Annotated in this window: 1 protein-coding gene; it reads left to right on the plus strand. The window is 45.4% G+C overall.

Going from position 1 to position 579, the window contains the following annotated elements:
* On the plus strand, nucleotides 1-480 hold a 480-nt coding region (locus PSF86_RS17755; RefSeq protein ID WP_277901434.1), incomplete at its 5' end, for a transposase.
* Between the last annotated feature and the right edge of the window lie 99 nt (nucleotides 481-579).

Below are 579 nucleotides of genomic sequence, written 5' to 3' on the forward strand. Positions count from 1 at the left end.
AAAGAGGAACAGAGCTACAAATCCAAGAAAAAGAAAAATGGAAAGGACGATTTTAACAGAAATAACCTACACTATAATGCGGAAGGTGACTATTACGTATGCCCGATGGGACAGCATATGGAGCGAACACACGATCAGAAAAGGACCACCAAATCCGGTTACCGGCAAACAACCAGTATTTACCAGGCCAGGAACTGCCAGGGCTGCTCACTGCGCGGAATGTGCCATAAGTCAAAATACAACCGAAAAGTAGAGCGCAACCACCAACTGGAACGTCACAAAGAGGCCGTCAGGAAAAGGCTCACCAGCGAAGAGGGCATAGAAAGGCGAAAAAGACGGACCGCGGATGTGGAACCGGTGTTCGGTCATATCAAATCGAACCGTAACTTCAAACGATTTACCCATAAAGGAATCAAAAAGGTGGAATTGGAGTTCGGATTGCACGCATTGGCCCATAATATGCGCAAAAAAGCGGCATAGGGCCACTTGGAAAATTTATCCCTTCACCAAAATAGAAAATTAAGAGGTCAAAGACACCAAATTAAAAAACCGCCCCATTCTGTGAAATGAGACGGCTTC

The organism is Galbibacter pacificus (assembly GCF_029603165.1).
Lineage (GTDB): Bacteria > Bacteroidota > Bacteroidia > Flavobacteriales > Flavobacteriaceae > Galbibacter > Galbibacter pacificus.